General features: G+C 69.5%; 20 protein-coding genes. 11 read left to right on the plus strand and 9 right to left on the minus strand.

Translation table 11 applies throughout. The features are described 5' to 3' along the window. The first annotated feature begins 123 nt into the window (after positions 1–123). Genes A6I89_RS10420 through A6I89_RS10430 form a run of 3 tightly spaced genes read left to right on the plus strand, consistent with a single transcriptional unit; the run spans position 124 to position 4,756 of the window. Positions 124–2,004 carry a flavin-containing monooxygenase gene (locus tag A6I89_RS10420; protein WP_022598456.1) on the plus strand — a complete coding sequence of 627 codons (1,881 nt, stop codon included), beginning with the start codon at positions 124–126 and terminating at the stop codon, positions 2,002–2,004. Beyond that, positions 2,001–3,173, plus strand: coding sequence for a CaiB/BaiF CoA transferase family protein (locus tag A6I89_RS10425; RefSeq protein WP_022598457.1), 1,173 nt, complete (start codon positions 2,001–2,003; stop codon positions 3,171–3,173). Before A6I89_RS10420 ends, A6I89_RS10425 begins: the two co-directional genes overlap by 4 nt. Further along, entirely contained in the window at positions 3,170–4,756 is a 1,587-nt protein-coding gene (locus tag A6I89_RS10430; RefSeq protein ID WP_022598458.1) for an AMP-binding protein, read from the plus strand. Before A6I89_RS10425 ends, A6I89_RS10430 begins: the two co-directional genes overlap by 4 nt. Positions 4,757–4,812: 56 nt before the next feature. Here A6I89_RS10430 and A6I89_RS10435 read toward each other — a convergent pair whose 3' ends face one another. Both A6I89_RS10435 and A6I89_RS10440 read right to left on the minus strand, forming a co-directional pair. Continuing rightward, entirely contained in the window at positions 4,813–5,124 is a 312-nt protein-coding gene (locus A6I89_RS10435) for a hypothetical protein (protein ID WP_064066942.1), read from the minus strand. Positions 5,125–5,256: 132 nt separating this feature from the next. Further along, positions 5,257–6,234: a DUF2889 domain-containing protein gene (locus A6I89_RS10440; RefSeq protein ID WP_022598460.1), complete on the minus strand. Its 978-nt coding sequence runs from the start codon at positions 6,232–6,234 to the stop codon at positions 5,257–5,259. 223 nt (positions 6,235–6,457) lie between these two features. Between A6I89_RS10440 and A6I89_RS10445 the strand changes: the two genes are divergently transcribed. Beyond that, positions 6,458–9,022: a LuxR C-terminal-related transcriptional regulator gene (locus A6I89_RS10445; RefSeq protein ID WP_022598461.1), complete on the plus strand. Its 2,565-nt coding sequence runs from the start codon at positions 6,458–6,460 to the stop codon at positions 9,020–9,022. Between the two features lie 45 nt (positions 9,023–9,067). Then, positions 9,068–10,684, plus strand: a complete 1,617-nt coding sequence (locus tag A6I89_RS10450) for an MFS transporter (RefSeq protein ID WP_022598462.1) — start codon at positions 9,068–9,070, stop codon at positions 10,682–10,684. Between the two features lie 35 nt (positions 10,685–10,719). Here the strand turns inward: A6I89_RS10450 and A6I89_RS10455 are convergent, their stop codons facing one another. From A6I89_RS10455 to A6I89_RS10480, 6 genes are all read right to left on the minus strand, one after another. Next, the gene (locus A6I89_RS10455; protein WP_022598463.1) at positions 10,720–11,637 is read right to left on the minus strand and encodes an urease accessory protein UreD; all 918 of its coding nucleotides are present in this window, start codon (positions 11,635–11,637) and stop codon (positions 10,720–10,722) included. Then, the gene (gene ureG / locus A6I89_RS10460; protein WP_022598464.1) at positions 11,634–12,248 is read right to left on the minus strand and encodes an urease accessory protein UreG; all 615 of its coding nucleotides are present in this window, start codon (positions 12,246–12,248) and stop codon (positions 11,634–11,636) included. The genes A6I89_RS10455 and ureG overlap by 4 nt, the downstream gene beginning before the upstream one ends. Before the next feature lie 20 nt (positions 12,249–12,268). Next, positions 12,269–12,958, minus strand: a complete 690-nt coding sequence (locus tag A6I89_RS10465) for an urease accessory protein UreF (RefSeq protein WP_022598465.1) — start codon at positions 12,956–12,958, stop codon at positions 12,269–12,271. A gap of 7 nt (positions 12,959–12,965) precedes the next feature. Next, a complete protein-coding gene (ureC, locus tag A6I89_RS10470) occupies positions 12,966–15,137 on the minus strand; it encodes an urease subunit alpha (RefSeq protein WP_022598466.1) in 2,172 nt (723 codons plus the stop codon). 117 nt (positions 15,138–15,254) lie between these two features. Then, positions 15,255–16,001, minus strand: coding sequence for a sirohydrochlorin chelatase (locus A6I89_RS10475; protein ID WP_044991506.1), 747 nt, complete (start codon positions 15,999–16,001; stop codon positions 15,255–15,257). A 4-nt stretch (positions 16,002–16,005) separates the two neighbouring features. Next, complete coding sequence (locus A6I89_RS10480) at positions 16,006–16,311, minus strand: urease subunit gamma (RefSeq protein ID WP_022598468.1); 306 nt, start codon at positions 16,309–16,311, stop codon at positions 16,006–16,008. A 343-nt stretch (positions 16,312–16,654) separates the two neighbouring features. Here A6I89_RS10480 and A6I89_RS10485 point away from each other — a divergent pair, with 343 nt between their 5' ends. From A6I89_RS10485 to A6I89_RS10505, 5 genes are read left to right on the plus strand one after another with little or no spacing between them, the layout of a single operon-like run. After that, on the plus strand, positions 16,655–18,259 hold the full coding sequence (locus A6I89_RS10485; protein ID WP_022598469.1) for an ABC transporter substrate-binding protein: 1,605 nt from the start codon (positions 16,655–16,657) through the stop codon (positions 18,257–18,259). Positions 18,260–18,276: 17 nt separating this feature from the next. Next, positions 18,277–19,230, plus strand: coding sequence for an ABC transporter permease (locus A6I89_RS10490; RefSeq protein WP_049910675.1), 954 nt, complete (start codon positions 18,277–18,279; stop codon positions 19,228–19,230). After that, positions 19,223–20,056 (plus strand): ABC transporter permease, encoded by an 834-nt coding sequence (locus A6I89_RS10495; RefSeq protein ID WP_044991488.1) that lies wholly within the window; start codon positions 19,223–19,225, stop codon positions 20,054–20,056. The genes A6I89_RS10490 and A6I89_RS10495 overlap by 8 nt, the downstream gene beginning before the upstream one ends. Then, positions 20,053–20,979 (plus strand): ABC transporter ATP-binding protein, encoded by a 927-nt coding sequence (locus A6I89_RS10500; RefSeq protein ID WP_022598472.1) that lies wholly within the window; start codon positions 20,053–20,055, stop codon positions 20,977–20,979. The genes A6I89_RS10495 and A6I89_RS10500 overlap by 4 nt, the downstream gene beginning before the upstream one ends. Next, the gene (locus tag A6I89_RS10505) at positions 20,976–21,644 is read left to right on the plus strand and encodes an ABC transporter ATP-binding protein (RefSeq protein ID WP_022598473.1); all 669 of its coding nucleotides are present in this window, start codon (positions 20,976–20,978) and stop codon (positions 21,642–21,644) included. The genes A6I89_RS10500 and A6I89_RS10505 overlap by 4 nt, the downstream gene beginning before the upstream one ends. Here A6I89_RS10505 and A6I89_RS10510 read toward each other — a convergent pair. Continuing rightward, a complete protein-coding gene (locus tag A6I89_RS10510) occupies positions 21,619–22,185 on the minus strand; it encodes a dihydrofolate reductase family protein (protein WP_022598474.1) in 567 nt (188 codons plus the stop codon). The genes A6I89_RS10505 and A6I89_RS10510 overlap by 26 nt on opposite strands. Positions 22,186–22,258: 73 nt before the next feature. On the opposite strand from A6I89_RS10510, the gene A6I89_RS10515 reads away from it, so the two are divergent. Beyond that, entirely contained in the window at positions 22,259–22,828 is a 570-nt protein-coding gene (locus tag A6I89_RS10515) for a TetR/AcrR family transcriptional regulator (protein ID WP_005516884.1), read from the plus strand. Positions 22,829–22,844 lie beyond the last annotated feature (16 nt).

Genomic DNA, 22,844 nt, shown 5'->3' on the forward strand with positions numbered 1-22,844 from the left:
TTGTAAACGGTTCGGCCTTCAAGGTTTGCGAACAAACTAACTCGTGTTAGCCTCCGTCGCATGGCTAACTTCACTGACCACGACCGCCTCCGTTCGGCGGTGCGACAGGGAAACGTTCCGACCATGCTCGCGGTGTTGCTGGAGTTGACCGCCGACGAGCGCTGGACGGGCACCCGTTACCGACCCACCCGCAGCCGCGGCATGGACGACAACGCGACGGGAGGGCTTCCCGACGACGTCCAGTCCGAGATCCGGAGTGCACTGGTGGACGCCGTCGAACATTGGTGGGCGCTGGGCCGGCCCCCGCGGCGACGGTTGGACGACGCGGAGGTCGAGCGGATTCTCGACCTCACCTGCGGTGAGACGGTGCCGTCGGATTTCGCGCCCATGATGGCGGAGATCGTCAACGGTCCACGGCCGGAACCCGTTACGAGCACGCCGGACGACCGCCTACACGCGATCGTGATCGGAGCGGGCATCGCGGGGATGCTGGCCTCGGTCGAGCTGACCCGCGCCGGAATCCCCCACGTGATCGTGGAGAAGAACGACGAGGTGGGCGGTTCGTGGTGGGAGAACCGCTACCCGGGTGCCGGGGTCGACACACCGAGCCACCTGTACTCGATCTCGTCGTTCCCGCACAACTGGTCGACCCACTTCGGCAAGCGTGACGAGGTGCAGAACTATCTCGAGGACTTCGCCGCGGCGCACGACATCCGGCGGCATGTCCGTTTCCGGCACGAGGTGACGCGTGCCGAGTTCGACGAGTCGCGACAGTGCTGGCGCGTCACGGTGCGCCGGCCCGACGAGAGCTCGGAGCTCTGGGAGGCGCCGATCCTGATCAGCGCTGTCGGCCTGCTCAACCGTCCGAAGGTCCCCAACCTGCCGGGGATGGAGAGTTTCGGTGGGCGTCTCTTCCACTCCGCGGAGTGGCCCAGCGAGCTCGACGATCCGGAGGCGCTGCTGGGTAAGAAGGTGGGCATCGTCGGATCGGGCGCCAGTGCCATGCAGATCGGGCCGGCCATCGCCGACCGTGTCGGATCGCTGACGATCTTCCAGCGTTCGCCGCAGTGGATCGCGCCGAACGACGACTACTTCGCGACCATCCCCGAGGACGTGCACTGGCTCATGGACCACGTGCCCGGCTATCGCGAGTGGTATCGGGCACGTCTGTCGTGGATCTTCAACGACAAGGTGTACCCGTCCCTCCAGGTGGATCCGGACTGGCCCGAGCCGAACGCCTCGATCAACGCGATCAACCACGGTCATCGCAAGTTCTACGAGCGCTACCTACGCGATCAGCTGGGTGACCGCACCGATCTGATCGCGGCCTCCCTGCCGGACTATCCCCCCTTCGGCAAGCGGATGCTGCTGGATAACGGCTGGTTCGCGATGCTGCGCAAACCCGCCGTCACCCTCGTTCCGTTCGGTGTCGACGCCGTCACCCCCTCCGGCCTGATCGATTCGAACGGCGTCGAGCACGAACTGGACGTCATCGTGATGGCGACGGGCTTCCACAGCGTGCGTGTTCTCCACCCGATGGAGATCGTCGGTCGCGCGGGTCGGTCCACCAAGGAGATCTGGGGTGAGCACGACGCCCGCGCCTATCTCGGCATCACCGTCCCGGACTTCCCCAACTTCTTCATCATGACCGGGCCGAACACCGGCCTCGGCCACGGAGGGAGCTTCATCACGATCCTGGAATGCCAGATCCGTTACATCATGGACGCTCTCGCGCTGATGCGGTCGGAGGGGCTCGGTGCACTCGAGTGCCGGACCGAGGTGAACGATCGCTACAACGAGGCAGTCGATCGTCGGCACGCACGCATGGTGTGGACACACCCCGCGATGGAGAACTGGTACCGCAACCCGGACGGCCGCGTCGTATCGGTACTGCCCTGGCGTATCAACGACTACTGGGCAATGACCAACAAGGTCGACCCTGCGGACTTCCGAACCGAACCCGCCCGTGCCGCAGCGGTTCCGGCCCCGGCCGGGCAGGGATGACGATGCCGCAGAGGACGGCCGCGCACGGTCACGGCGGGCCGCTGGCGGGTGTCCGGGTGGTCGAGATGGAGGCCATCGGCCCGCTACTGCACGCGGGGCTGATGTTGGCGGACCTGGGCGCCGACATCGTGCGCGTCGTCCGGCCGTCGTCGAAAGCCTCCGACGACGGGATCGACGACGCCGATGCGGGGATGCTCCGGGGACGGACCGTGGTCACCGCGGACCTCACCAGCGACCGCGGCCGGCGCCGAGTGCGCAGCCTGATCGGCAGCGCCGACGTCCTGATGGAGGGTTCCCGGCCCGCCACGATGGAGAAGCTGGGCCTCGGCCCGGACGTCTGCCTGCAGGACAATCCGGGACTGGTCTACGGCCGGATGACGGGCTGGGGGCAGGAGGGCCCGCTGGCCCGGGAGGCCGGCCACGACGTGAACTACCTTGCGCTGTCGGGCGCGCTCGAACCGCTCGGCCCCGCGACCGGGCCACCGTCGCCGCCACTGAACTACGTCGCGAACTTCGGTGGGGGATCTATGTTCCTGCTCGTCGGCATCCTCGCCGCTCTGTGGGAGAGAACCCGGACCGGCCGGGGCCAGGTGGTGGATGCGGCCATGATCGACGGTGCCAGCTCGGTGACCGCGCTCGTCCGATCGTGGCAGCATGCCGGCCGCTGGTCGGCCGACCGAGGCACCAATCTCCTCGACGGATCGGCGCCCTTCTACCGCGCCTACGAGTGCGCCGACCACGGGTTCATGGCCGTGGGCGCCCTCGAGGATGTGTACTACGACCGGTTCGTGCGAGGCCTGGGGCTCGACCCGGCCGCACTGCCCGACCGGTGGGACCGCTCGAACTGGAACGAGCTGGCGGAACGGTTCGACGGGATCTTCGCCTCTCGGGCGCGCAGCGACTGGACGGCGGTCTTCGAAGGAGCGAACGCCTGTGTCACACCGGTACTTTCGCTACAGGAGGCCACCCTTCACAGCCACGCAACCCACCGCGCGGCATTCACCGACACCGCCGGCTTCATGATGCCGGCGCCAGCCCCACGGCTGGGCTCGACGCGCGGCGCGGCGCCGCCACCGCGCACCGAGGATCTGGATGTGGCACTGGCCCGATGGGATGGGCACGGCACGCGTTCGAACTCACCGGACAACGAATCGACAGGAGCATCATGAGCTTTCGCAGCCCCTATCCCGCCGTCCCGATCCCGAACCGGAGTGTCCACGACGTCCTGTTCGGTTCCATCGCGGATACCGACCTCGATCGTCCGGCTCTGATCGACGGCGCCTCCGGGACCGTCACCGACTACCGGACCTTGATCGCGCGGATCGACGCCGTGGCCGGCGCCCTCGCGGCCCGTGGCGTGGGGGTCGGTGACGTCGTCGCCCTCCTCTCACCGAACTCGCCCGACTTCGCGGCCGTGTTCCACGGCATCCTCCGGGCCGGTGCCACCGCCACGACTGTCAACGCGCTCTACACCGCGGCGGACATCCGCGGACAACTCGCGGACTCGAAGGCGCAGTGGCTGTTCACGGTCTCGACGCTGCTTCCTCAAGCAACGGAGGCAGCCACCGCCGTCGGCCTTCCCGACGATCGTCTGGTCGTGATCGACGATGCGCCGGGACACCCATCCCTGAGCGATCTGCTCGCCGAGGACGTGCCCGCTCCCGACGTGTCGTTCGACCCCGCCACGCATCTGGCGGTGTTGCCGTATTCCTCGGGGACCACCGGCCGACCCAAGGGCGTGATGCTCACCCACCGCAACCTCGTGGCCAACGTGCTCCAGATCGAGGCGCCGATCGAGATCACCCCGAACGACCGGATTCTCGCGGTTCTGCCGTTCTTCCACATCTACGGAATGACCGTGCTGCTCAACGCCGCCCTGTACAACCGGGCGTCACTGGTGACGATGCCCAAGTTCGAGCTACCGGAGTTCTTGCGAATCGTCGCGGAGCAGCGCTGCACCTATGTGTTCGTCGCCCCGCCGGTCGCCGTGGCACTGGCGAAACATCCGCTCGTGGAAGAGTTCGACCTCTCCAGCGTGCACACCGTGTTCTCCGGCGCGGCGCCGCTGGACCGGGCGCTCGGCGAGGCGGTGAGCGCCCGGCTCAACTGCAAGGTCCGCCAAGGTTACGGCATGTCCGAGATGAGCCCGGTCAGCCACGTGATCCCGTTCGACGGGGACGACGTTCCGCTCGACTCGGTGGGACCGACACTCGCCGGCATGGAGTGCAAGCTCGTCGACCCGAACACCGGGGAGGAAGTCGACTACCCCATCGGAGAGGGCAACTCCGAACCCGGCGAACTGTGGTGCAAGGGACCCAACGTCATGCTCGGCTACCTCGGCAACCCGCAGGCCACCGCCGACGCGCTCGACGCGGACGGCTACCTGCACACCGGAGACATCGCGACCGTCGACGCAGCCGGCAACGTCACGATCGTCGACCGCTTGAAGGAACTGATCAAGTACAAGGGCTACCAGGTGCCACCCGCCGAACTCGAGGCACTCCTGCTGACCCACCCGCAGATCGCCGACGCGGCCGTCGTCGGGGTCCTCGACGCCGACGGCGAGGAGGTGCCCAAGGCGTTCGTCGTTCGCCAGCCGGGTGCCGCGCTCACCGAGGAGGCGGTGATCGACTTCGTCGCTCGACGTGTCTCGCCGCACAAGAAGGTGCGGCAGGTGGAGTTCATCGAGATCGTCCCGAAGTCGGCCTCCGGCAAGATCCTGCGCCGAAACCTGCGTGCGACCACGTCCTGACCCACCGCTGGACGTGACTCGGGCCCGCGTGTGCGGTCTCGACAGACCTCGCGGCGTCAGCTGCCCACGAACGCCGCGAGCGACCCGAGGTCGAGCAGCACGGCCGATCCGCTGCAGGACAGCCCGAACGCCGCGGAGGAGACGGGCGCCGACCACTCCGAACCGAGTCCGGTGTCCAGCGACGCCGACGACGCCGATCCGGTCGCGGTGCAGTCCTGCGGCTCGGACGTCGACACATCCGTCGGTGGCGTCGCCGGTGTGTCGGCGGGCGCGCCCCATGCCGGTGCCGCGAGGGCCGTCATCGCCGCGAGGGCGCACGCAGGCGCCGCGAACCGTCCCACGACCGAAGCTCGTCTACCGATCCCCACGGGCACTCCTCGTCCAACGGTCGGATGTGATGCGGCGGGACGCGGCGGGCACTGCGCCGCCGCACGCCCGCCGGCACCGGCATCATCCCGTGTCCGCCGCGCCGATGTCGGATATCGGGCGAATTCCCCGGATCAGCGCGTGATGCTGCGCAGCAGGTCGTTGAGGTGCGTGCACGTGTGCGGTCCACGGAAGCCGCGGCGCACGTCCGCCTCGACGTCCGTGATCGCGGTCCCGACCAGTCGTCCGGCGCTGGCCACGGCGCCCGGACAATCGAGCCACGGCAACACCCGAGGCGTCGCCGTCGCCTCGCGGACGACGCCCGTCGCGGCGTCGACGGCCGCCGTGAGTTCGTACTCGTGGATCACCGTCTCGACCCCGTCGGCGCGGACGTAGGTGTCTCGGAACATCGCGTCGCAACGCAGCTCGCCGTTCTCGGTCCACCGGTCGATCCTGCGACGACGTCGCATCGCGTGGATCCCCAGGGCGGGCGGTGTGCGCCCGAAGGCGTCGTCGAGGGGCGGTGCGACGGGTCCGTCCGCGACCGGACTGCGCCCGCGCACGGCGATCGTGGTGATGAGCGCGCCGCCGTCGACGTAGCCCGCGCACTGGTCGCCCACCGGAACGTAGCCGGTGCCACCCACGGCAGCGTGTGGATCCAGCGCGCGTTCGGCCGATACGGCGTGACCCGAGATCAACGTGCCCAGTGGCACGTCGTCGAGCAACTGGGCCAGCGGTGCACGCACGTCGGCGGCACCATCCGCGACCACGGCGTCGACCCGCCCCCGGAACCCTGCGATCGCCGGTGCCCCGACGAGAGTTGCGAGTTCCGGCACAGCGGGCGACGTGCGGATGCGGGTGAGGGTGCGACCGTCGTGATAGTCCACGACTGCCTCGAGGTCGGCCGCGTCCCGCACCGACTCCACGGCGCGCGCGTCGATCTCGAACTCCCACGCCCGCCCGCTCAATCGGAGCATGCCTCCGGCACCGTCCGGCCGCGACAGGTCGAGACGAGTGACCAGCCTTACCGAATTCGATCGAGCGACCGGCACATCGGCACGGGGCGCCCGCACGGCACCGTGCAGTGCGGGATCCGGAGCGGTCTCGGTCATGGGATCGACCGTGCCCCATGACGTACGCGGCGATCAAGTGCAGGTCTCATCGGGTGGAAGTAGAGGGTAGCCAATGTCCGGTGTGGCGCAATTTGCAATGATCGTGCGGAAGAGGTTTGTGGAGAGAAGTCTCGAAGCCCGCCGCGTCGCGGGAATCGTGCGAACCGGAGCCGGGGGGTGGTTTCCAATGAGAGAGCGCCGGCAGAACGGCATTACAGGTCCGATGCCGAGCCGCAGTTCGGCATGGGCTCCGGCCCGGAAGCGACTTCTCGCGCGCCTGGACCGGAACTCGCCGATCACGGTGATCCGCGCGCCGCGGGGCTTCGGCAAGATCAACCTCCTCGTGTCGTGGCTCGAGTCCGCCAGATCGGAATATCGTGCAGTGCTGTGGATTTCCGCCCCTGCGGAGACCACCACGTCGGAGGAGTTCTGGCGGTCCGCGATCGAGCGAATCCGTGCGGCGGGCATCATTGCGGGAGAGACCGATCCGTCGCCGGACAACACGTCGGCAGCAGAGCAGGTCCGGGAGTATCTCGCCCACTGCGGAGCGCCGGTACTGCTCGTACTCGTTCGTATCGATCTGGTGCACGACGTCCGTATCGAGGACGAGATCCTGCATCTTCTCGACCGGTGCCACAACGTCAACATCGTCGCCACCGCGTGCGACAGATCGCTGTTCGGGGACCCCGTCGTCATGGAGCCCACGCACGAGCTGATCCTGGCGCGCGACCTGCTCTACACCCGCGAGGACGCAGAGGAGCTGTTCGCTCACGCCGAAATATCGCTCGAGCCGGGCGAACTGGACTACATCCGCACTCGGACCGGAGGACTGCCGGCCCTGATGCGCATCGCGGTCGTCGTCACGAAGAATCTCCCCGACTCCCCGGAACGCCGGGAACTCCTCGCGCACCGCCTCGACAGCACGATCGCCCGATACGTGCAATCGACTGTGCTCGAACATCCTTCGATTGACGAAAGCCGCGACTTCGTCATCACCGTCGCCACCGCGCGCGTCATCACGGAGGAGATCGCTCGGCTGCTGACCGGCGCCGACGACACCGTGCGACGGCTCGAGATTCTCGAATCCGCCGGAATCGTCAACCATTGCGAGACAACGGTCGAGGACGCCTGGGAGTTCGCGCCGGCCGTCCGCGACTGCCTGCTCGCGGCACAGGCGCAGGTGGGCATCGACCGCGACGAGAGACTCACGGTCCTGGCGCGCCACGAGGTGCAGCGAGGGAACATCGCGTCGGGACTCGGGTACGCGGTCGAGGCGAAGGACTGGGACTTCGTGCTCGATCTGATCTCCGATCACTGGGTGAGACTGATCGACAGCCACTTCGGACTACTGCGGTCGACGCTGAGCGGCCTGCCGGAAGAACACCTCGACGCCCACCCCGCCATCAAGGCCGGACGCGACCTGTTCATCCTCCTGGGCGCCCAGCCGACCATCCCCGCCGACGCGCTGCCCAGCCGGCCCGCAGCGCTCGAGCAACTCGGCACCACCGAGAAGGCGCGCGACGCCCTCAGCGTGGGCTGCGTCCAGACCCTGATGCTCCGCCTCGGCGGTGAGCACGAACGCGCCGCGGAAATGACCCGCCGGCTCACCCATCTGGTCCGCGGCGCGCTCGACACCCGCCCGGACGACATCGCCGACCAGTTGCCGGTGATGCGCCTCCAGTGGGGAATCACGTACGAACTCGCCGGGGCATTCGCGGAATCGGCGGTGGAGCTGCGGCTCGCACACCGTGGCGCGTTGGCGCAGGGAGTCGACTTCGTGGCCCGCAACGCGGCGGGCAACTCCGCGATGAACTGGGCCGTGACCGGCGAACCGCGGCGCGCCGAGGAATGGATCGAGCTCGAGAACGCACATCCCGATCCCGACGGCTGGCTCGAGCCGATGGTCAAGGTGGGCGGACTCGTGGCCCGCACCCTGGTGGCACTCGACCGCCTCGACATCGCGGCCGCCGATCACTGGCTCGACGAACTGGGCGAGGCGTCCGAACGCGAGGAGCTGTGGCCTTTCGTCACTTTGGCCCACTGCCGGCACGCCCTCGCGACCGGACAGGCGTACGCCGGTATGGCCGTCCTGCAGCGCGCGATCGCGTCCCACGCCGCGAGGCTCCGCCCGGGATCGAAGGTCGCGTCGCTGACATCGGCGCTCGAGATCGAACTCCGCCTGGCCCTCGGCGAGGGCAACCGCGCCCTGTCGATGCTCGCCGAACGCGAACTCACCGAGCCGATCCTGCTGATCCCCGCCGCGCGCGCTCACCTGCTCACCGGCAAGCCGGCGACCGCGCTCGCACTGTGCCGCAAATGCGACTGGTTCAGCTATCCGTTCACCCGCAGCCAGCTCGACGCCCTGCTGATCGAGACCGCTGCGCACCACGCGCTGGGCGAGCACGCCGCGGCCGCCCGGTCGTGGGCGCAGGCGACGGCGATCGCGGACCGGACCGGGCTGCTCGGAATGCTCGCCACGGTCCCCCGGGCGCTGCTCGCCGACCTGGATGCGGCGGCACGGACCCCGTCGAAGGCCGTGGCCGCGCTGCTCGCGACCGACGCCCGCGAGGTGTACCCCGCGGCCGTCCACCACGTGGAACTCACCGAACGTGAGCGTGCGGTCCTCGCCGAACTCGCGCGCGGCCTGTCGACACTCGAGATCGCCCGCACGCTCTTCGTGTCGACCAACACGGTCAAGAGCCAGTTGCGGACGCTGTACCGGAAGATCGACGCGCACTCGCGCGACGAGGCCCTCGAGATCGCGTATCGGACCGGCCTGATCGACTGAGGCCGATCCGCCGCGCGGCGTGCCCCGGCCCTGATTCAATCGGGTATGCCTGACACCATCGGGCGTCCGACCGGATCCCGGGCGACCCTGATCCTGGCGACACTGTCGGCGGGACAGTTCCTGATGACGCTCGACAGTTCGGTGATGAACGTGTCGATGGCGATGGTCGCGTCGGACCTCGGCACCACGATCACCGGGATCCAGACGGCGATCACGCTGTACACGCTCGTGATGGCGACACTGATGATCACCGGCGGGAAGATCGGCAGCATCATCGGTCGTCGGCGGGCGTTCGGCATCGGTCTCGTCGTCTACGGTGCGGGCTCGCTGACCACCGCACTGGCCCCGAACCTGGGCGTGCTCCTGCTGGGGTGGTCGGTGCTCGAGGGTCTCGGTGCCGCCCTCATCATGCCCGCGATCGTGGCCCTCGTCGCGGCCAACTTCCCGCCCGAGAAGCGTGCGAGCGCCTACGGACTGATCGCCGCCTCGGGCGCCGTCGCGGTGGCCGCCGGTCCGCTGATAGGCGGCGCGGTCACCACGTTCGCGTCGTGGCGGTACGTGTTCGCCGGTGAAGTCGTCCTCGTGATCCTGATCCTGCCGGTGCTGCGCCGGATCGAGGACGCCCCGCCGGCGCGAGCCCGGCTCGACCTGGTCGGCTCGCTGCTGTCCGTCGCGGGCCTGGGCCTGGTCGTGTACGGCGTGCTGCGGGCCGGCGAATGGGGATGGCTGCGCAGCCGACCCGGCGGTCCCGAACTGCTGGGCCTGTCCCCGGTCTGCTGGCTCGTGCTCGCGGGCCTGCTGGTGATCTACGCCTTCACCCGCTGGGAGGCGCGCCTGACGCACCGCGGTGGCGAACCGTTGCTCGACACCCGGCTGCTCGCCAACCGGCAACTGTCCGGCGGACTGACGATGTTCTTCGCACAGTTCATGATTCAGGCCGGCGTGTTCTTCACCGTCCCACTGTTCCTGTCGGTCGTTCTCGAACTGACCGCGCTACAGACGGGCGTGCGCCTGCTCCCCCTGTCGGTCGCGCTGCTCCTGACCGCGGTCGGGATACCGCGGGTGTGGCCGCGCGCGAATCCGCGCCGCGTCGTGCGGGCGGGCCTCGCGTCGATGACCGTCGGCATCGGGATCCTGGCCGCGGGCATGGACCCCGGCGCCAACGCCGGGATCGTCGCGGTCCCGATGCTGCTGATGGGTCTCGGGCTCGGCGCGCTCGCGTCCCAACTCGGCGCGGTCACCGTCTCCGCGGTGCCCGACGCGCGCAGCGCCGAGGTGGGCGGCCTGCAGAACACCGCGACCAACCTCGGCGCTTCGCTCGGCACCGCGCTCATCGGTTCCGTGCTGATCGCGACACTGAGCGCCTCGATCGTCGCCGGAATCCAAGACGACCCCCGCGTACCCGACACCGTCCAGGAACAGGCCACCACGGAACTCGCCAGCGGTGTCCCGTTCCTCAGCGACACCCAACTGTCCGGGGCTCTCGATGCCGCCGGAGTGGATCGGACGGTCGCGGACGCGGTGGTGTCGGCCAACACCGACGCCCGCCTGCAGGCGTTGCAGGCCGCACTCTGGGTCGCCGCACTGCTGACGGTAGCGGCGCTCTTCGCCAGCGGACGCATCCCCCGGACGTCGGTCGGCGACGACGGCCGTCAGCCCTGAACCCTCGTGTCCCGTCCCGTCGCCCGTCCTGCCCGTCAGGTTCGGCGAATGTGCGGCGCCGGAACCCCGATCAGCAGGCGCCGGGCCGCGTCCCAGGCCTGGCGGACCACTGCGGCCACGGCCTCGGTCTCGGTGCCGAGCACCCGGAGCCACACCCCGCAGTCCTCCGGGAGGATGCTCACGCCCGCCTCGATGCCGTCCGTCGGGCCCTCGATCGCATCGTGCAACACGTCGGCGAGGGCACGGGCGTGCGCGAGCGGAGTGATCACGTACAGCGTGCCCATCACGTCGTGGTCGCCGAACACCGCAGGCCCGGTGACGCCGCCGTCCGACGGCTGCAGCCGGATCGTGTCGACCGCCAGTAGCACGCCGTCGGGCCGGACGACCTCGAGATCCGACGCGAACACGTCGTACTCGTGCTTCTCGTCCCGGGCCAGGCGTCCGGCGAGCACCGTCTCCCCGAGGATCACGGTGGCGGACGGATCGACGGTCACCGTGGTGCGCTGGTGCAGGCGCGCCCCACCGAACGGGATCAGCGGTTCGGGAAGATACTCGACGAAGGCGCCGGCACCCGCCCGCAACGTCACCGTCTGCGTCGCGTAGTCGGTGTCCATCCGCTGCACCTTCGTCGAGGCCTGCGTCGTCAGATGCACGGACGTGTCCGGGCCGCAGTCGATGTCGAGCCTCATACGATCGCCCTGGACCAGCCCGCCGCCGGTCGACATCAAATACACCACCGGCAGGTCGGGACGTTCCGGGTCGACGTACAAGGGCCGCATGATCTGCAGTGGCGGCTGCTGCCGGTGCTGCGACAGCTCGGTCCGGCCACCGATTCGGACGAATCCGAGCTCGAGGACGCCGTCCTTGCCGGGGCTGCCGGCAGGCAGCGTCTCGGGGGTTCCCGCGTAACCGGCCACGATCTCCGGGACGTCGCCGTTCCCGTCCCCGGTCACGGTTGCTTCCTGAACGTGTCGAGGAAGTCCGCGATGGCATCGAGCCCCTGTCCGGTCAGGCAGTTCGTCAACTGCACCGGACGACCGTCGCGGACCCGGTACGCGTCGGACTCCATGACGTCCACGTCGGTGCGGACGTACTGCGCGATGTCGATCTTGTTGATCACCAACAGATCCGACTCGGTGATGCCCGGCCCCCGCTTGCGTGGCATCTTCTCCCCCTCGGCGGTGTCGAGCACGAACAGGAACAGATCGACCAGCACCGGACTGAACGTCAGTGTCAGATTGTCGCCGCCGGACTCGTAGAGGAGTGTGTCGACGTCCGGAAACTGTTCCAGCAGTTCGACGCCCGCGGCGAGGTTCATCGTCGGGTCGTCCCGCACGGCGGTGTGCGGACACGCTCCCGTCTCCACGCCCACGACGCGTGCCGGATCGAGGATCCCGTCGAGCGTGCGTCGGACGTGCTCGGCGTCCTCCTGTGTGTAGATGTCGTTGGTGATCACTGCCGGACGGCGCCCCCGTGCAGTCAGCACCGGGACGAGCGCCTCGATCAGTGCGGTCTTGCCCGAGCCCACCGGGCCACCGATCCCGACCCGCAGAACGTCGGTCATGTCTTCTCCTTCCTCTGGTGTCAGCTGACGAACAGGCGGGCGTCGGCCCGCTCGTGTCCCGCCGACATCACGTCGGCGACGGGAGTGCACCCGCCGAGGTCGTTCAGGTCGCGGCGCAGCGCGGCCGCGGTGACCTCCCCGATCACCGGGGCGGCGTCGGCGAGGATTCGTTGCGCTCGAATGTGATCGGTGAGCCGCAGCCGCAGCGCGGCACCCACCAGGCTGGCGGAGAACGCGAACAGATCACCGGCCACCGCCTGCGCGACATCCACCCCGCACGCCGCCGCGACCACCCCGGTGACCACCGGCTGTGTGCCGGGGGAACGCTTCGCGGCGACGTCCTCGCCGAACCGCTCGATCTCGGGACGGCCGAACGTCTCGCGCGCGACCGCGAGCATCTGGTGGCCGGTCCGGATACAGGCGCGCCGCAACTCGCGGTTGAGCTTGGTGGCGTGCAGGCGTCGGTCCACTCGGTGCAGCGCCTCACGATCCCCGTCCCGAACAGCGTTGTGCGCGAGCGCCAGTGCCGTCGCGTCGGCGGGACCGACCGAATGCCGCAACAGATCCGCCAGCAGCTCAGGAAGCGTCGCCGGCGTCACCGACCCCGTCTGCGCGTACCCCTCGAGGCCGTGCGAGAGCGTGTAGAACCCGGCGGGGAACGCCGAATCGGTGAGTTGCAATGTCACGAGCAGAGCTGCCACGTCGGTCATGCCGGCCTCACACGATGTAGAACAGTTGGGTGAGCGGAAGGCGTTGCGCCGGAGCGATCGTGACGGTCTCACCGTCTGCGCGGACGTGGTAGGTGTCCGGATCGACGGTGATGTGCGGCGTCCCGGTGTTGCGCACCATGTCCTTCTTGCCGACCGAACGGCAGCCGCGCACCGCGACCACCGGGCTCTGCAGACCCAACCTCTCGGGCACACCGGCGTCGAGCGCCGCCTGCGATACGAACGTCAGCCGGGTCGCGCGCATCGCCGCACCCAGCGCACCGTACATCGGGCGGTACCGCACCGGCTGCGGCGTCGAGATCGAGCCGTTGGGGTCGCCCATGACCGACCAGCAGATCAGGCCGCCCTTGAGCACGAGACTCGGCTTGGCGCCGAACGAATGGACCGGCCACAGCACGATGTCGGCTAGCTTGCCGGGCTCGAGTGAACCCACGTGGTCGGCCACACCCGCCGCGAGCGCCGGATTGATCGTGGTCTTCGCGACGTACCGCAGGATCCGGTTGTTGTCGTTGCGCGACGAACCGTCCGGCGCGGTGTCCTCGGGCAGCGAACCCCGCTGATCCTTGCAGTGATGGGCGGTCTGGATCGCGCGCGTCCACGTCTCGCCCACCCGGCCCATCGCCTGCGAATCGGACGAGAAGATCGAGATGACGCCGTCGTCGTGGAGCACCGTCTCCGCTGCGATCGTCTCCGCCCGCACCCGCGAATCCGCGAACGAGACGTCCTCGGGGATGTCGTGCCGCAGGTGGTGGCACACCATCACCATGTCCAACAGTTCGTCGACCGAGTTCACGGTGTACGGCAGTGTCGGATTGGTCGACGCCGGAAGCACGTTCGGCTCACCGGCGATGCGCAGGATGTCCGGGGCGTGGCCGCCGCCCGCGCCCTCGGTGTGGAAGGTGTGGATGGTCCGGCCGTCGATCGCAGCGAGCGTGTCCTCGTAGAATCCCGACTCGTTGAGGGTGTCGGCGTGGATCGCCACCTGCACGTCCATGTCGTCGGCGATCCGCAGCGCGGCATCGATCGTCGCGGGCGTGGCGCCCCAGTCCTCGTGGATCTTGATCCCGCACAGTCCTGCTGCGATCTGCTCGGCCATCGCCTCCGGCAACGACGTCGCCTTCCCCAGCAATCCGACGTTCACCGGCAGCTCCTCGACGGCCTGCAACATCCGGCCGATGTGCCACGGGCCCGGTGTGCAGGTGGTGCCCTTGCTGCCGTCTGCAGGACCGGTGCCACCGCCGATCATCGTGGTGACGCCGTTGGTGAGCGCCTCCTCCACCTGCTGTGGCGCCAGGAAGTGGACGTGGGTGTCGACGGCGCCGGCGGTCGCCACCAGGTGCTCGCCCGAGATCACCTCGGTGCCGGGACCGATCACCAGTCCCGGGCTCACCCCGTCCTGCGTACGCGGGTTGCCTGCCTTGCCGATACCGACGATGCGCCCGGCGCGTACACCGAGGTCGCCCTTGACGACCCCGAGCACCCCGTCGAGCACCACCACGTTGGTGATCACCAGGTCGAGGGCCCCGGACGCGGCGGTCGCGGCGGGGTCCTGCGCCATGCCGTCGCGGACGGCTTTACCACCGCCGTACACGGCCTCGTCACCGAAGGCACCGGCGTTGCAGTCGCGTTCGACCTCGACCACGAGGTTCGTGTCTGCGAGCGTGAACCGGTCGCCGACGGACGGGCCGAACAGGTCGACGTACGTGCGTCGCGGTAGAACGGCCGGCTCGGGCTCGCGGCGGTCCGCCGCGCAGTCGCCGCCCGAATCGTCGGCGGCGGAGAGGAATCCACGCTCGACCGCACGCCGGAACGCTCCGGAACGGATGTCCGGGTCGTCGAGTGGCGCTACGTGGTCACCACCGTCGTGGACCAGTCCGGCGAACCCAGCGAGCTCACGGGTGCCGCCGAACTCGCACAGCGTGACGGTGCGGGTGTCTCCCGGTTCGAACCGGACCGCCGTACCCGACGCGATGTCCAGGTGCATCCCGTACGCCGCCGCCCGGTCGAACCGAAGTGCGCGGTTGACCTCGAAGAAGTGGTAGTGCGAGCCCACCTGCACCGCGCGGTCGCCGATGTTCGACACGGTGACCACAACTCGCCGGCGTCCGACATTGAGGGGCACCGGTTCGTCGGCGTACAGGTACTTCGCTCCCTCCGTCATGTGGTGTCGTGTCCTTTCCTGCGGGTTGTACCCGCCGCTGCGAAAAACGAACGAAGAAGCCGACTCCCGGATACCCGGGAGTCGGTCAGAGGTGTTCGGTGGTATCTGTCTGTCTGTCTAGTGGCCGTGACCGTGGCCGTGGCTTCCGCCGGGACCGTGGCCGTGGGCGAAGCCGTGCCCGTGCTCTGCGCTCAGTCCGTCTGCGATTCCGTCGTGCCCGTGCGCCAGATCGTGCAGGGCATCGGCCACCCGGGCCTCGACAAGCTCACGCAACGCCGCGCCGGTCAGTAGTGGGCCGCCGTCGGCGACCCCGGACGGAAGCGCCGGCCCCGAGCCGAGCCACGCCGGCAGGACGGCGATCTGCCGGGCACCCAGTCGACGACATCGGTCGATACCGTCGTCGAGGTCGGGGTCCCCGCCCGACAGAGCCACCTCCACCAGCGCCGAGGGACCGAATTGCCGCACCAGCCGGGCGATTCGGAACAGCTCGGCGTCCTCGAACGGGGAGCCGGTCGGTGCGACGACCAACAGCGCGTCCGACGACGCGGCCGCGGCCCGGCCGCGCAACCAGCCGACCAGGTGGTCTGCCGTCCCCAGCGGGGACGACAGCACGAGGGGAGGCGAATTCGATTCCCTGCGTGCCCAACTCGAGGCTCGGGCTGCGTCGGCCACCAGACCGGAGTCCCGTCCCAGGGTCATCGGCACGACACAGACCGGGTCGGTGGACGCCGCCCGCGCGGTGTCGATCGCGGCGGTGAGGGCGCGGCCACCTGCGACGACAGTCCAGTCGGGCGAGACGGTTTGCAGGTAGGCGGGGTCGGGACACTCGTGTCCGCACACGAGGATCACGTTCACGGCGGCCACGTGCTCATCCACCGATCGGGTCGTGACACGACACCAACTTGGTGCCGTCGACGAAGGTGGCCTCCACCTGCACGAGCTGGGTCATCTCACGCACGCCGGGCATGACATCGCTGCTGGTCAGCACCTGTCGACCCAGCTGCATGCACTCCGCGACGGTCCTGCCGTCACGGGCACCCTCCACGACCGCCTCGCTGATGAGCGCGACAGCCTCGCCGTGATTGAGTTGCAGCCCCCGGTCACGACGACGACGCGCGAGATCGGCAACGACGTGGATGTACAGCTTGTCCATTTCGCGCGGACTGAGGTTCATGGCGAGCACTGTCCGTTCTCATCCCGAGGGATGTCTCGTTGGTGGGTGCCGCGAACCAGGGGGAGCGAGCGGAACGATCCGTCGCGAGCGCGTGCAGCAGCTTCATTCCTGGAATCTGGCGGTGCCCAACATCTTACAGATTCGCGCCGAGCTATCAAGCTCGGCCCGTTCCGAGGGAAGAGCCTGCCGAGAGGGGTACCCGTCACCACCCTGCGTTCGGAATGTGGCCGTACCGAGTCGAATTCGACGATCCGACTTGCGCGGCACTGCTACCTTCTCATCTGAACAGCCGCACATATGTCGGTCTCGTTCCCCCTTCTCCACGTCCACCCTCGGGAGGATCATGAAACTCGTTCCAGCTCTTTCTCTTTTCTCAGTCGTACCGATTGCCCTGGTCGGATGCACCGCGCCGGCCTCGCCTCGGCCCGACGGCGGCACCGCACTCGTCCTCGCCGACGGCTACGAACTGGGCAACTACAACCCCGTCGCCGGCTTCGGCGAGGCGGGCGAGGCCAAGGTGTACGACGGCTTGGTCCGGCTCTCCGGGGGCCGGGACTCCGGTATCCCGGCGCTCGAGCCCGCGCTCGCAGCCGAGATGCCGGTTCCCGACGCCGACGCGAAGGTGTGGACCGTCCGGATCCGCAACGGCGTCCGATTCACGGACGGCACGCCGTTCGGACCCGAGGATGTCGTCGCCACCTACCGCGCGATTCTCGATCCCGCGTCGGCGTCGCCGCTGGCCACGTCGTACGACATGCTCGAGTCGGTGCAGGCCACCGGCCCCGACACCGTGGAGTTCCGGCTCGCCTATCCGTACTCGCCGTGGCCCACCAAGCTGCTGCTCGGGATCGCACCGTCCGAACGGCTGACCGGCGGCCTGGCCGAGCAGTCGCCGCTCAACAGCGCACCGGTGGGCACGGGCCCCTACGAGCTGGTGTCGTTGCGGGCCGACCAGGCCGTGTACGAGGCCAACGAGGACTGCTGGGACGGTGCCCCGCAGGTGAAGAGGCTCACCGTGGTGTACGTGCCGGACGACAATGCCCGTGCCCAGCGGATGGCGTCCGGCGAACTCGACGGCGCCAACCTTCCGCCGCTCCTGGCGAACACGTTCGCCGACCGCGACGGGTACGAGGTGGTCGCCAACACGTCCGCGGACTGGCGCGGCGTGACGCTGCCCGCCGACAACCCGGTCACCGCCGATCCGGCGATGCGCACGGCACTCAACCTCGCGGTGGACCGGGGGGCGATGGTCGAGAGCATCCTCGCCGGGCACGGACGGGCCGCGTCCACCCCGGTGCCGGAGGTGTACGGCGACGCCTACGAGCCGAGTGCCGTGTTCCCGTTCGACCGCGTTCGGGCGGAGCAGATCCTGTCCGACGCAGGCTGGGTGCCGGGCCCCGACGGAGTGCGCGTCAGGGACGGGGCCCGCGCCGAGTTCACCGTCATGTACTTCCCGCAGGACACGCTGCGCCGGGACCTGTCGCAGGCGTTCGCCTCCGACGCATCGAAGATCGGGGTCCGGGTGAACGTCGAGGCCGTGGACCGCAGCGTCTTCCCCGACCAGCTCACCGCCAAGGCCGGACTGCTCGGCGGGGGCGACCTTCCGTACGACCCGGACACCCAGCTGTACTCGACGCTGCACTCGTCGTACGCGCGGCCCGGTGTCGGCAGCGGCTACGACAACGCCTCGAACTACGTGAATTCGCGGATCGACCGTGCCCTCGACGAAGCCCGCCGCAGCGTCGACGCGGCCGCGCGCGCCGCCGATTACCGCGCGGTGCAGACCGCGTACGTCGCCGACCCCGGTTACGTGATGCTGGTGTTCCTCGATCACACCTACGTGGTACGCGACAGCGACTGGACCGGCCGGGCGCCGATCCTCGAGCCACACAGCCACGGCGTCGGCTGGGGACCGTGGTGGAACCTGCGGGAGTGGACCCGCCCGTGACCCCGACACCCGCCCGGATGGCGTTGCGCCGGGCCGCCTTCGCGGTGCCACTGCTCGTCGTGGTGTCGGCGGCGCTGTTCGCGCTGGCGTCCCGCTCGCCGTTCGACCCTCTCGCCGGCTATCTCGGCGACCGCTACACGACCACCAGCGACGCCGACCGCGCCCGCCTCGCCGACGAACTCGGCCTGCACGATCCGTGGTGGGCGACGTACGGGCACTGGGTGCGCGGGCTGCTGTCCGGCGACCTCGGAGTCTCCCGCAGCTTCGGGCAGCCGGTCGCGACGGTGATCGGCGAGCGACTGCCGTGGACCCTGCTGCTCACGTGCCTCGGGCTCGGCCTGGCGATCGTGGCGTCGTTCGTGCTCGGCGTGTGGTCCGGCGCGCGCCCGGGCGGCCCGGTGGACCGACTGGTGGCGCCGCTCGCCTCGGTCGTGCAGGCCACCCCGCCGTTCGTGCTCTCCCTCGGCGCGGTCGCGGTGTTCGCGCTCTCGCTGGGATGGCTGCCCGTCGCGGGCCTCACCGACGCCGGAACGGACCCGACGTTCGGCCAGGTGTCCGAGCACCTCGTGCTGCCGGTGACCGTGCTGGCGGTCTCACAGGTGCCGTGGCTGGCGATGTCGGTGCGGCAGTCGGTGCGCGATGCCATCGGGTCGGACGCCGTCCGCGGCGCCCGGGCCCGCGGCATCCCCGAGCGGACGATCCTTCTGCGGCACGTCGTCCCGCTGGCCCTCGGCCCGTTCGTGACGGTGATCGGTCTGCGGTTGCCGGAGATCATCGTCGGCGCGGCGATCGTCGAGGAGGTGTTCTCGTGGCCCGGGATCGCCGGCGCCGTCGTCACGTCCGCGCGTGAACTCGACTTCCCGCTGCTCGCCGCCCTCACCGTCGGCACGACGCTCATCGTGCTGATCGGGTCGCTGCTCGCCGACGTCGCGCTGGCACTGCTCGATCCGCGGGTGACCGCCGATGGGTAGGGCCCGCCCGGATCGCCGACTGCTGGTGTCCGCCGTCGTGCTGGCCGCGATCGTCGCGTACGCGCTGCTGGTGCCGTGGCTCGCGGGTGTGGACGACCGGCTCACGAACTTCGCCGATGCCCGACTGGCGCCCACTACCGACCACTGGTTCGGCACCGACAACGCGGGACGCGACCTGTTCGTCCGGGTGGCGGCCGGCCTGCGGGTGTCACTGTTCATCGCCGCGGTGTGCGCGGCCGCCTCCACCGTGCTGGGCGTCGGGATCGGTGTGGCTGCCGCAACTTTCGGCGGTTGGACCGATCGGATCGTGATGCGGGCGGTCGACGGCGTCAACGCGCTCCCACACCTGTTGCTGGGGATCGTCATCGTGGCGCTGTTCCGGGGCAGCCTTCCGGCGATCATCGCGTCCATCGCGCTGACGCACTGGACGCAGGTGGCCCGCATCGCCCGCTCCGAAGTCCTCGGAGTCCGCGGCCGCGAGTACATCGACGCCGCACACCTCGCCGGCGCCGGACGGTGGCACGTGATGCGGCACCACCTCGCCCCGGCCGCCGCCGGCCAGGCCCTCATCGCCGTCGTGCTGCTCCTCCCCCATGCCATCTGGCACGAGACCACGCTGTCGTTCCTCGGGCTCGGCCTGCCGCCACACCAGCCTTCGCTGGGAACACTGCTGCAGGAGGCACGTTCGACGCTCCTGCTCGGCGGGTGGTGGACCCTGCTGTTCCCGTCGCTGCTGTTGGTCGCCGCGACCCTGGCCGTCGCCGGCATCGGAGCCGCGCTGCGCGACCGGATCAACCCACCGATCCTGGAGAGGATCCCCCGATGACCGCCACCCTCACCATCGACGCGCTCACCGTCCGGATCCCGGTCGGATCGGGCGTGGTGCACGCCGCCACCGACGTCGACCTGACCCTCGAGGCCGGACGCGTGCACGCCCTCGTCGGCGAATCCGGTTGCGGCAAGTCGATCGTCGCGTCCGCGGCGTGCGGACTACTGCCGTCGAACGCCCGTGTGTCCGGTTCCGTCCGGCTGGCCTCCGCAAGCGACGACATCGAGATCGTGGGTGCCCCGGAACGGCTCCTGCAGAGCGTGCGTGGGCGCCGGATCGCCCTCGTCCCGCAGTCCGCGGCCACGTACCTGACGCCCGTCCGCACCGTCGGAGCGCAGCTCGACGAAACGCTACGCCATCTCGGAAGTCGTTACGGTGTGGACGAACTCCTCGCCCGGGCCGGGCTCGATCCCGAGTGCCGAACGCTGTACCCGCACGAGTTGTCCGGCGGAATGGCCCAGCGGGCCGCGATCGCGTTCGCACTCGCCGGCGAGCCGGCGGTGATCGTCGCGGACGAGCCGACGTCGAGCCTCGATCCCGACCTCACCGAGCGGATCCTCACACTGCTCGACGGGTGCGCCGACGCCGGAGCCTCCGTTCTGCTGATCACGCACGACATCGCGGCCGCCCGGCGCCACGCCGCCGCCGTGTCGGTGATGTATGCCGGACGGATACTCGAATCCGGTCCGGCCGCCGAGGTTCTCGACGATCCCTGGCACGACTACACCAAGGACCTGATGGCCGCCCTCCCCGGCAACGGGTTGCGCCCCATGCCGGGCACGCCGCCCGAACTGACCGACCTGCCCGACGACTGCGTCTACCATCTGCGTCGCCCGGGCACCGCCTTCTCGGGCGGCCGGACCCAGCTCGTCCGGAGCGGCGCGCGCGTGGTCCGCACCCGCGTCGGAGGTGGATCGTGAGCCTCATCGCCGAGCATCTGCGGGCCGGGCACCGACCGGACATCCCCGTCCTCGACGACGTCGGGATCGAGATTGCGCGCGGCCGCACCATCGGGCTCACCGGGCCTTCGGGCGCAGGGAAGACGACTCTGGCCCGGGTGTGCGCACTGCTGCATCGGCCCTGGTCGGGCCGGGTGAGCGTGGACGGCGTCGTCGTGTCCGGCGGCGCCGCGGCTCCGCCGGACACGCGGCGGGCGATCGCGATGCTGTTCCAGTCGCCGCGCCAGTCGACGTCGCCGCGGTTGACGCTCGAACGGATCGTCACCGAACCGCTACTGATCGCCCGGGTGCCGCGGCGCGAACGCTCGGACGTCGTGCACGCCGCGGCCGCACGGGTGGGGCTCACGGCCGACCTGCTGACCCGCCGTCCGCATCAGGTGAGCGACGGTCAACTGCAACGCGCTTGCCTTGCAAGGGCTCTGGTGCAGCGTCCGCGTTACCTGATCTGCGACGAGATGACCGCGATGCTCGATCCGGCGACCACCGCGGCCGTCGTCGCCGTGCTGCGGGAGGAGACGCGCGCCGGTCTGGGCGTCCTCGCCGTCAGCCACGACCACGAACTGTTGGGCGCGTGGGCCGACGATGTCGTCGAACTGCCCGTCAACGCCGCCGCGCGTACTCCGTGACCGCCACCCCGGAGTCGAACGAGCGGGTGTCGACCGCGTCGAACCGGCCGGGGCGGTACGTGCCGGGCGCGAACATCGGGATGCCGTTGCCGAACAGCACCGGATGACGCTTGACGACCAGGCGGTCGATCTCGTTCACGAGCAGGGAGGCGAGTACGCCGCCGCCGCACAGCCAGATGTCGGCGCCCGGCTGCCCCTTGAGTTCCCGCACGAGTTCGACCGGGTCGGCGTCCGTCACGACGAGACTCTCGGCCTCGGCAGAGTTGTTGCGCGAGAACACGATCTGGCGCAGATGCCGGTACGGGCTCACCATCGTCGGCAGGCCCACCGCGTAGGTGTTCCACCCCATCAGAACGGTGTCGAACCCGGTGCGTGGTTGCTCGATGCCGAGGTGGGCGGCGCCGTCGGTGGGCAGCGCGTCGGCGAAGCGCGTCAGGTCGGCCATGTGGTCGCCCTCGAGGTCGAACGCATCGAACTGCCCGTCGGGGCCGGCGATGTAGCCGTCGAGACTGACGGCGACGTAGTACACGAGTTCACGCATTCCCACTCCAATCACTACATCTGTTGTGAATGGAAATGTACAACACATGTAGTGGTTCGGCTAGCATCTCGGTATGGTTCGCAACGATGAGCGGCGGCAGGTCCTCGCCGACGCAGGACTGGCAGTGCTGGCCGGCCAGGGCGCCCGGGGGCTCACCCACCGGGCAGTCGACCGTGCAGCCGAAGTCCCGCTGGGCACGACGTCGAACTACTTCCGCAGCCGGGACGCACTGGTCGCGGGCCTGGTGGAGAGGATCGGCGAACGACTGACGCCGGACGAGACGGTGCTGGCCGCGCTGTCCTCGCGGGAACCGAGTCGCGAACTGTTCGCCGACTACGTGCGCGACATCGTCCGGCGTCTCACCGAGAATCGCGAGGTGACGCTCGCCCTGTTCGAGCTCCGGCTCGAGAGCGCCCGCAACCCCGACGTGGCCGCGATGATGTCCGACTGGAGCCGAACGGCTTTCGAGGCGGACGTGGCCTTCAACACCGCTGCGGGGCTACCCGGCGGCGCCCACGAGGTCGCGCTGTTCCACTACGCCGTCGACGGACTCCTCCTCGACCGGTTGACGACACCGCTCGCGCCCGACACCTCCACCGACGAGATCGTCGACGCATTCGTGGCCGGGCTGCTCCCGTCGTAGCCGCGCGGAACCATCT

This window comes from Prescottella equi, assembly GCF_002094305.1.
Classification (GTDB): Bacteria; Actinomycetota; Actinomycetes; order Mycobacteriales; family Mycobacteriaceae; genus Prescottella; species Prescottella equi.

Excerpts from the sequence above, each read along its gene's own strand:
- A6I89_RS10420 (WP_022598456.1), top strand. The coding sequence starts at position 124 with ATGCTCGCGGTGTTGCTGGAGTTGACCGCCGACGAGCGCTGGACGGGC.
- A6I89_RS10425 (WP_022598457.1), top strand. The coding sequence starts at position 2,001 with ATGACGATGCCGCAGAGGACGGCCGCGCACGGTCACGGCGGGCCGCTG.
- A6I89_RS10430 (WP_022598458.1), top strand. The coding sequence starts at position 3,170 with ATGAGCTTTCGCAGCCCCTATCCCGCCGTCCCGATCCCGAACCGGAGT.
- A6I89_RS10440 (WP_022598460.1), bottom strand. The coding sequence starts at position 6,234 with ATGACCGAGACCGCTCCGGATCCCGCACTGCACGGTGCCGTGCGGGCG.
- A6I89_RS10445 (WP_022598461.1), top strand. The coding sequence starts at position 6,458 with ATGCCGAGCCGCAGTTCGGCATGGGCTCCGGCCCGGAAGCGACTTCTC.
- A6I89_RS10450 (WP_022598462.1), top strand. The coding sequence starts at position 9,068 with ATGCCTGACACCATCGGGCGTCCGACCGGATCCCGGGCGACCCTGATC.
- ureG (WP_022598464.1), bottom strand. The coding sequence starts at position 12,248 with ATGACCGACGTTCTGCGGGTCGGGATCGGTGGCCCGGTGGGCTCGGGC.
- A6I89_RS10465 (WP_022598465.1), bottom strand. The coding sequence starts at position 12,958 with ATGACCGACGTGGCAGCTCTGCTCGTGACATTGCAACTCACCGATTCG.
- ureC (WP_022598466.1), bottom strand. The coding sequence starts at position 15,137 with ATGACGGAGGGAGCGAAGTACCTGTACGCCGACGAACCGGTGCCCCTC.
- A6I89_RS10480 (WP_022598468.1), bottom strand. The coding sequence starts at position 16,311 with ATGAACCTCAGTCCGCGCGAAATGGACAAGCTGTACATCCACGTCGTT.
- A6I89_RS10485 (WP_022598469.1), top strand. The coding sequence starts at position 16,655 with ATGAAACTCGTTCCAGCTCTTTCTCTTTTCTCAGTCGTACCGATTGCC.
- A6I89_RS10490 (WP_049910675.1), top strand. The coding sequence starts at position 18,277 with ATGGCGTTGCGCCGGGCCGCCTTCGCGGTGCCACTGCTCGTCGTGGTG.
- A6I89_RS10495 (WP_044991488.1), top strand. The coding sequence starts at position 19,223 with ATGGGTAGGGCCCGCCCGGATCGCCGACTGCTGGTGTCCGCCGTCGTG.
- A6I89_RS10500 (WP_022598472.1), top strand. The coding sequence starts at position 20,053 with ATGACCGCCACCCTCACCATCGACGCGCTCACCGTCCGGATCCCGGTC.
- A6I89_RS10510 (WP_022598474.1), bottom strand. The coding sequence starts at position 22,185 with ATGCGTGAACTCGTGTACTACGTCGCCGTCAGTCTCGACGGCTACATC.
- A6I89_RS10515 (WP_005516884.1), top strand. The coding sequence starts at position 22,259 with ATGGTTCGCAACGATGAGCGGCGGCAGGTCCTCGCCGACGCAGGACTG.